The 7,839-nt window shown below is 28.7% G+C and carries 9 protein-coding genes and 2 pseudogenes; 1 reads left to right on the top strand and 10 read right to left on the bottom strand.

The genetic code is table 11. The features are described 5' to 3' along the window. From CQA76_RS08470 to CQA76_RS08440, 7 genes are all read right to left on the bottom strand, one after another. Positions 1–482: HK97 gp10 family phage protein (locus CQA76_RS08470; RefSeq protein ID WP_137622955.1), on the bottom strand; the 482-nt coding region annotated here is incomplete at its 3' end. Then, positions 475–1,656: a phage portal protein gene (locus CQA76_RS08465; protein WP_137622954.1), complete on the bottom strand. Its 1,182-nt coding sequence runs from the start codon at positions 1,654–1,656 to the stop codon at positions 475–477. The genes CQA76_RS08465 and CQA76_RS08470, both read right to left, overlap by 8 nt. 172 nt (positions 1,657–1,828) lie before the next feature. Further along, on the bottom strand, positions 1,829–2,251 hold the full coding sequence (locus tag CQA76_RS08460; RefSeq protein ID WP_137622953.1) for a type II toxin-antitoxin system PemK/MazF family toxin: 423 nt from the start codon (positions 2,249–2,251) through the stop codon (positions 1,829–1,831). Between the two features lie 54 nt (positions 2,252–2,305). Further along, entirely contained in the window at positions 2,306–3,937 is a 1,632-nt protein-coding gene (locus CQA76_RS08455; protein ID WP_137622952.1) for a terminase large subunit, read from the bottom strand. Then, positions 3,930–4,568, bottom strand: coding sequence for a P27 family phage terminase small subunit (locus CQA76_RS08450; RefSeq protein ID WP_137622951.1), 639 nt, complete (start codon positions 4,566–4,568; stop codon positions 3,930–3,932). Before CQA76_RS08450 ends, CQA76_RS08455 begins: the two co-directional genes overlap by 8 nt. 261 nt (positions 4,569–4,829) lie before the next feature. Next, complete coding sequence (locus CQA76_RS08445; protein WP_137622950.1) at positions 4,830–5,171, bottom strand: HNH endonuclease; 342 nt, start codon at positions 5,169–5,171, stop codon at positions 4,830–4,832. Continuing rightward, positions 5,168–5,449, bottom strand: coding sequence for a hypothetical protein (locus CQA76_RS08440; protein WP_137622949.1), 282 nt, complete (start codon positions 5,447–5,449; stop codon positions 5,168–5,170). The genes CQA76_RS08445 and CQA76_RS08440 overlap by 4 nt, the downstream gene beginning before the upstream one ends. Positions 5,450–5,997: 548 nt before the next feature. Here CQA76_RS08440 and CQA76_RS08435 point away from each other — a divergent pair. After that, positions 5,998–6,285, top strand: a complete 288-nt coding sequence (locus tag CQA76_RS08435; protein ID WP_137622948.1) for a hypothetical protein — start codon at positions 5,998–6,000, stop codon at positions 6,283–6,285. Between the two features lie 6 nt (positions 6,286–6,291). On the opposite strand, the gene lysC is transcribed toward CQA76_RS08435, so the two are convergent. The 3 genes and pseudogenes from lysC to CQA76_RS09275 all read right to left on the bottom strand — a co-directional run. Beyond that, entirely contained in the window at positions 6,292–6,510 is a 219-nt protein-coding gene (gene lysC / locus CQA76_RS08430; protein ID WP_137622956.1) for an Rz1-like lysis system protein LysC, read from the bottom strand. Beyond that, positions 6,407–6,715, bottom strand: a pseudogene (locus tag CQA76_RS09280) (hypothetical protein); the annotation flags it as partial. The gene lysC and the pseudogene CQA76_RS09280, both read right to left, overlap by 104 nt. Further along, positions 6,678–7,839, bottom strand: a pseudogene (locus tag CQA76_RS09275) (hypothetical protein); the annotation flags it as partial. The pseudogenes CQA76_RS09280 and CQA76_RS09275, both read right to left, overlap by 38 nt.

The raw sequence follows: 7,839 nt of genomic DNA, 5'->3' as shown, positions 1-7,839 counted from the left end.
AAATCTACTTTATCTCTTGCATTTTGCATGGTATAAGTTCCTTTTACAAAGGTTGTTTTACCACTTGTGTTGGTTTTGCCTTTTTGGCTCTTTTTTATCCCGCCTTTATGATAAAAACCATATTCTATAAACCTAGCATAATAAGCACTTGCGAAATACTCCATTCTTTGTTTTTTATCGTTTTTCTTTTCTTGTGTCCATTTTTTCTTTTTTGTCAGTTTTTCATAACGTTTTTGAGATACTTTTTTCATCCTAAAAACAACGCAAGCAGCACGATAGACGCCTTTTTGTAAAATATAGCTTGAAACCGCTCTAGCACTTTGTCTTAGAAGTCCTGTTTTTTTTGGGATATTGCGTTTATATTCTTTGGTGATTTCTTTGGCAACTTCTAAAGCGGATTTTTTAGCAGCATTAGGTAAAGCTTTTTTATTTATATTTGCTAAACCTTGCATTAATTCATTTAAACCTTCTACTTTAAGCATTATCTTTTTCCTTTTGAGTGTCTTTTTGATCTATCTTAGAAAGATTAAGCGGGATAAGATGATCGTTTCCATTATCGATTGGGTTCATTTCTTCTAAGGCTCTTACTTCATTTATACTCATCACACCATTACTTAAAGCTTTGGTGTAACTTTCCCATCTTGAAGAACTATCAGCTCTTAAAATGGCATTGATATTGAATTTAAAATAAAATCTGCCCCACTCCTCTTTACTCAATAAAAAACGATTTAAGGCTTGTTCTATCTTAGTAGTTAAAGGAGTGATGGTTTGCACCATATAATTGGTTTCTTGTTGCTCGATATTTGAAAAGGTTGCTCTTGAAAGATCGCCTAGCTTGTGAGGTGGGATATTAAAAAGCCTTGCAATTTCTATCACTTGAAATTGTTTGCTTTCTATAAATTGACTATCTTTATTTGCACTTGTGGTTTGTGCGTAAGTAGCTCCGCTTTCTAAAATGGATATATTGTAAGCCTTTTTTTGATTGTAATTTTCTTTAAATGAGGTTTTTAGTCTTTGATAAGCTTCATCGCTTAATTCTGTTGGAATGGAAATCACCCCACTTGTAAAACTTCCATTTTTAAAAAAGCTTAAGCCGTGTTGCTCTATAGCTGATGCAAGTTCAGCGGTATTTTTACTTTTTCTAAGGGGCGCTATACCTAAAACACCATCTTTTGTATGATAAGGAACATTGACAACCTCATCGTAATTTAACACTATGCTTTTATTATTAGAATAAGCTTGATAATAATACTTTCCGTTTTGTTTAAAAAGGTTTATGTCTTTGTGTTCTAAAAGCTCTATGGAATGAATTTGTCCATTTCTTTTTCTAAGTGGATATAAAAAGCCATTTCCATAAATCAGCATTTGTACCATAAAAGCTTCAAAAAGCGTAAAAGGTGTCATGTTTTCATTGGGTGCTATTTTTATAAGATGAAACAAGGGATGATTTGTAGCAAGTTTTGATCCATCACTTGTTTTTTGATATAAATTTAAAGGAAGACATGCTATGGTTTCGCTTATGTTTGAAATCGCAGCAATGACTGCTGAAAGCTCCTCAGCTTTTATTTTGTCGTTCAATAAAAAATCAATTCCATTTACAAGCTCATCGCCTCTTTTTTGCTTTTTTAAAAATAATGATCTTAATTTATCAAACATGTAAAAAACCTTTTACTTTTTTGCATATTTTAAAAAAAGTTTGAGGCGTTAAAGTGCGTTTTAGAAAAAAAATGTTATAATTGAGTAATCATAAGAATTGTAAAACTTTAAAGCAAGGTTTTAGACTTCTTCTGATGAAGGAGATTTGGCTCACAATGTGGGTTACCCCGTCTTAGTGCGGGGATATTATCTTATTTATTTTTTCTCTTATTGTTTTTAAATCTTCTTTTTTAATTTTTCCATTATAAAAACTTATTATTCTTTTTGTATCAAAGGTTCTTATTTGCGATAATAAAGCAACTTGCTTTCTATTTTTACTATCGGTAAAATGATGATAAAGAAAACCTGTTTTATTTTCTGTTTTGCTTGTAAGTGGAATACCAACAAAAAGATTAATATAATCCTTAATGTATATTTTATTTAAAACTAAAACCGGTCTTTTAAATTCATTTTGTTTTCCAAAAACTTCACTGCCTATATTTTGTCCTATACTAACCCAATAAATCTTTCCGATGCTTACTTGTTTATTTTCTCTTGTTTGTAGTTTTTTCTTTTCATTGTTCCATTTATCAAATTTATCATCATAATTCATCAAATAAACTCCTTGAAAAATATAATTTTACCTATTTTTACTTCCAAATTGATTAATCTACAAAAACCTTATACCTCTTGTTTCATAAACATTTATTTTTGGTTTTTCTATGCTGTTTTTAGTTGCTATTGCAGTTACTAAGGCTGAAATTGCATCTATTCTTTCACTTGATCTTTTCTTATCAGGTTTTATGTTTTCTCTTGCGTCTTTATCTACGACTAAATTTGAGTTACACCATCTTAAAATAGGGTTTGCATTATGATTTAAAGTTTGTTTTAAAACTCTAATTTGATATTCTTTTAAAGGTTCGCTGATGGTAGCAAAACCTTGTCTTATTTGAACGCATTCTAGATTTTCTTCGCCTAGCTTTTTAGCTACCTCGTGAGAATTCCATGGATCATAACCTATCATTTTAATTTTAAGTGCTTTATTTAAAGCTATGATATCCTCAATCAAATAATCATAATCGACACTATTACCAGGTGTTAGGGTTAAAAACCCTTGCTTTGCCCATTCTAAATAAGGGACTTTATCTCTTCTGCTTCGTTCTCTTGCACTAAGCTCTGGAGCGTAAAATTTAAAATCTATGTGTAAAATTTTATTCACTTCACAAATCATAGCAAGAGCAGTTAAGTCAGTGGTTGCTGAAAGATCTATTCCTAAATAAACATCTTTGCTTAAATCAAGTTCTCCTAAATTGCACTTTATAAAATCATCATCTTTTACAAAAGCTCCCGCATTTGAAGTCCAAATATTTAAATGTTTTGTTTTAAAACTCACCTCATCCTCTGCATTATTTTTTGCTTTTTCGAAATATTCTCTTAATTTTTCAATCTTTACTCCATAACCCAAAGCGGGATTTACTTTGATCCAAGTTTTCTCATCTTGCCAATCATCATTTTTATCAGGTTCGTAAATTTTGGCATAAGTTGAAGGATCATTTATGATCCCACTTTGGACTTTTTTACAATAATCATATTGCTTTTTCATTTCTCCGTTTTGATTATAACCTGCAGTTGAAATGACTATGCAAAGCGAATTAGATCTGCTTGCTGTGCCTTCTTCTAAAACTTTATACAAACTTCCATCCTTTGCAGCGTGAAGCTCATCATAAATAAAAACATAGGGTCTTAAACCATCTTTTGTCTCGCTTGATGCCGTTAATACCTTGATAAAATCTTCAAATTTAGCATTTTTTTTGCGTATTTCTCTATAGGTTTTGTATTGATGGCAAATTTCGTTAAGTTCTTTCTCTTGACTCACCATAGAAGAGGCAGCGTTAAAAACTAATTTTGCTTGTTCGGTTTCATTTGCCGCGCAATATATTTTTTTACCTTTTTCTTTATCTATAAAAAGAAAATAAAGTAAAATAGCACCTATAAGCTCTGTTTTACCATTTTTACGCGGTATAAAAAGCAAAGCATAAGAATAACGCCTTGCTTTTTTCTCTTTAGAATAAGTAGCGATAATATCTATAATAAACTCGATTTGAAAATCTAAAAGTTGAAAAGGCTTACCTGCAAGATCTCCATCGGTATGTTTTAAAAGCGAAATAAATAAAACGGCGTTTAGTGCGGTTTTTTCATCAATATAAAAGGGTGAGTTTTGAAATTCATTATTTTTTATTTTTATGTATTTTTTTGCGTATTCTAGTATGTTTTCTCTTGTTCTTAATTTGATTTCATTCATTTTCCGTCTCGTTTAAAAGAATATCAAAAGTTGAATTTTGTTTGTTTTCTTTTGGATTTACTCTTACTCTATTTGGTGCTCCAATTCCTAAATTTTTTGCTAATCCTATAATGTTTTTTGTTAAAGAATTAAAAGCGGCAAATTCGGGTGAAATTATAGGTGTTCCTTTATCACTTGTAACATAAAAACCTTTATTTTCTATCTCTTTACTGGAACATTCAAACAAAATAAGATTTTTAGCATAAACCTTGATGATATCATTCTCTAAAGGATCATAAATCCCTAAATTTTCTAATTCATTAATAGTTTTTTGCGTTAATTCTTGCTCGATATCGCTTAAATTTAATTTTTTTTGAGGTGTGATTTGTTCCTGTGTTTTTTTAGTCTGCTTTGATTTTTCTTTGATAGTATTATCATCGATATATAAAATTACCTTGTTTTGTTTAGAATTATGATGATTTTCTTCTTGTCTTTTTTTGGCTAGTCTTAAAATCTCATCTTTTGGATAAGGTTTAGCTTTTCCTTTAAAAACCTTAACACCATTTTTCTTTAAATAGCGGCTTAAATATTCTTTGGATTTGATATTGAGTATTTGCAAAACCTCATCGATATTTAAAAATTCTTTTGACATTTAATAACCTTTTTTGTTTAAATTTTAAAAAAAGTTTGAGGCGTTAAAGTGTGTGTTAGTCAAATAGAAATAAAAAATTAAGCTTTTTTTGAATTTTTTGAAAAAAACTATTGATAAAAAATAAAGATTTTTAAGGGATTGAAAGAATTTTTATTCGTTAATTTGTTAGTCAAGTTCAACGTTATGTAAAAAAACGGCTCGCATTTTTTCAAGTCTGCCGTTTCGGTGTATTTTTTTTGGCTTCGTAGAGATTAATACCCCCTACCCCTTAAGCTCTTTTTTAGTTTTTTCATTATGGCATTTTATGCATAGACTTTGAAGATTGTTTTGATTTAACTTATCGCCACCCTGCCTAATTGGAATGATATGATCTACAATTTCAGCAAGTTTTCCACAATGAAAACAAAAAGGATTTTTATTTATAAAAATTGATCTTAACTTTCTCCATTCTGAACTATTGTAAAATTTTGCACTCTCTTTGTTTCTTTTAAATAAATCATAATTCTTATTTATAGTTTTTTTATAAGCTTTGTTGCATTCTTCACATTTTCTTATGTGTGTTTCTATCCTTTTTCCACACTTGCAAAGCTTGTAAGCTATCATTTTTTATAAAATCCTATTTCTGTTTTTTTGGTAATCTTTACTTTAAATTCATAATCAAAGCTTTCATAAGGTTTTATTACATAGCAATCATAGTTAATCTCTAACAATCTAACAAACCATTCAGGTAGCAAAACAAAATAATTGCTCCCTACTTGTTTAATTTTAAAACCACTTCTAATATCATTTACATTTCTGTAAAAATTGTCATACAAACCTATATTAGTTGCAAAAGTTTTTACAGGGATTGCATTGTTAATAATATCATCTTTGTTAAACATCTTGTATTCTTTGATAAATTGAAAGGCAGCTTAAAAAAGTTCTTCTTAGATTGATAATTTTAAAATAAAAAAACTAATAAAAATATTAATCTAATATAAACTTTTAATTATTTATGGAACACTTATTGCTCTTACTAAGAAACTAAAGTTTAAAAAAATACTTTGATAACTTTTTCTAAAAACCTATTCGTAAAAGCTAATTGGTAAGATTTATCCTATTCAATTTCATCGGATTTTAATAATTTAAGCTATTGTTTTTCATCGGATTTTAAGCAATAAAAAACATATTTATTTTAATCGGATTTTAATTTTAGAAAAATTATTTTTTATATGGGTTACTAAGTGGGTTACTAAAAAAAATGAAATACTTAATATGTAAATATTTGTTAATATTTTTTAATATCCGACCTTGGGCACCATTACTTTTTTTATACAAATTCCCTAAAATAAAATCTAGCTGGATATTAAAATTAATATAAATTGTTTTATTGTAAATTAAAAAAAATAAAATAAGCTTTTTTAAATTATTTAAATTAAAAGGAGTAAAAATGGAATTTTTAGGTTTGGCTTATTTTATTATTAATTTTATTGGAGCAATTGAAATTGCTGGAGACGCAAAGCAAAGAAATATGAGTGGCTTATGGTGGGGTATCGGTGCTTTTCTTTTAGGAGTATTTGTATGGATTTTATATATCGCAGTTAAAAAACCTTACAAAAGAGAACAAAAAATGTCTAGAATGAGAGATATAGATTTTTTAGTAAGATTAAGAGAAAGAGGTGTTATCACTGAAGCTGAATATGAAAAACATAAAACAGAAGTTTTTGATTGGATATAATGAGGATCAATCCTCATTCAACTCCCTAATCTTATTTATTTGTATCTCACACTGCTTATATTTATAAAAAAGCAAAGAATAAGCATTTATGATATCAAGTTCATTTTTTACTTGTGGTTTTTCAAGGGGGCTTAGGGTTAGTAGTTCTTTTGGAATTTTCACTTTTTGAATTTGTATTTTGCTTACTACTTGTTGTGTTGTCGTCCCACAACCTATCAATAACATTGTTAAAAAGCTTAGTAAGATTATTTTCATTGCTTTTGTAGATATATTCTTTAACATAATGTATCCTTTCTTTGATCTGATTCTTTTGATTATTGCTTTCATTTAAGGCTTTGAGTTCTAGCTCATGTCTTTGTGTAAGTTCTTTAATTTTTTCTTGATTGTTTTTATTAATTTCTAAAGCTAAGACTAGATCGTTTTGACTTTTTATTCAAATGCATTTTTCGGATACTATCAATCTCTTTTTCAAGTTCATCTTTGTATTTTTTTAACTCATCTTTATCCATAAAACCCACTTTTCTTTTAAAAGCTGAAGTAAGCTTGTCTGTTTTTTCGTAAGCTTTTTCTAATGAGTTTTCCACGTTTAAAAGTCTATCTATTAAAATTAATGGTATAGCACTTTTTGCAAGAACACTTAATTTCCTAAAACCCTCACTTAAGAGTAAAGTCTTTTTATTTATTTCACTAATGCTTTGAGTATTAGAAAGCATTTGAACTCTTTGTTTATAAAGTGCATTTGTACTTTCTATAATCGCTAATTTAAAATCATAATATCCTTTAGTTAGAATGTTGATTATTTTTAATCCTGCAAAAGCCAATCCTAAATTTATTACTATAGGAGTAATATTGCTTAATGTTTTCATTAAATCTTTTATCTCTTTCTCATTATCTTTGATATAAGTATTTATATCAATGAGTGAGTTTTTAAGAGTATCAAAAATAGGTTTTGAAAGTTCAGCTTGTAGCATTTGGATATTGGCTTCAAATTTTTGCATTTGTTTTTCATAGGTTTGGGTGGTGTAGTCTGTATATCTTGTAAGCTCTTTTGTTTTTTCTATGAAAAGATCATAAAGTTTTCCATTTTTCTTTGCCTTGGCCATTGCATCGTTTGTAATTCCTAAGCTTTCAGCAAAGCGTCTTAAATCGCCGCTTGCACTAAATACACCCGCTCCTAAGCTATCCATAGTCATTGAAAGTTGCTCTGTGCTCATGGAAGTATTTGAAGTTGCTATCATAATACTTTCAAAAGCTTTTTTAGCTTCATCAAAATTCATATTATTTAAGGCTGTAGAAGCAAAAGATTGAAACATACTTGAAAGTTCGCTTAAAGAATAACCCGTTTTAGTATGCAAATCATTAAATTCTTTAAAGGTTTTTTCACTGCTTTTTGTAGCGGCTTGCCACTTTTGAAGTTGCGAAATTGCTTTACCTGTAGCATCTACGTTTGCATGTGTGGTTGCTGTAATGAAAGCCAGTTGTGTTTTTGCAGTTTCAAAGGCTTTACTCGCATCAATAAAAGAGCTTCCAAAATCTTTTATATCTAAAAATAAA

The organism is Campylobacter aviculae, assembly GCF_005406215.1.
Lineage (GTDB): Bacteria > Campylobacterota > Campylobacteria > Campylobacterales > Campylobacteraceae > Campylobacter_D > Campylobacter_D aviculae.
The sequence above is the reverse complement of the archived record's forward strand: the minus strand, read 5'-3'. Positions and strand labels throughout refer to the sequence as shown.

Coding starts and splice junctions, on each gene's coding strand:
- CQA76_RS08445 (WP_137622950.1), bottom strand. CDS start 5,171: ATGATAGCTTACAAGCTTTGCAAGTGTGGAAAAAGGATAGAAACACAC.
- CQA76_RS08440 (WP_137622949.1), bottom strand. CDS start 5,449: ATGTTTAACAAAGATGATATTATTAACAATGCAATCCCTGTAAAAACT.
- lysC (WP_137622956.1), bottom strand. CDS start 6,510: ATGTTATTGATAGGTTGTGGGACGACAACACAACAAGTAGTAAGCAAA.
- CQA76_RS08450 (WP_137622951.1), bottom strand. CDS start 4,568: ATGTCAAAAGAATTTTTAAATATCGATGAGGTTTTGCAAATACTCAAT.
- CQA76_RS08455 (WP_137622952.1), bottom strand. CDS start 3,937: ATGAATGAAATCAAATTAAGAACAAGAGAAAACATACTAGAATACGCA.
- CQA76_RS08465 (WP_137622954.1), bottom strand. CDS start 1,656: ATGTTTGATAAATTAAGATCATTATTTTTAAAAAAGCAAAAAAGAGGC.
- CQA76_RS08435 (WP_137622948.1), top strand. CDS start 5,998: ATGGAATTTTTAGGTTTGGCTTATTTTATTATTAATTTTATTGGAGCA.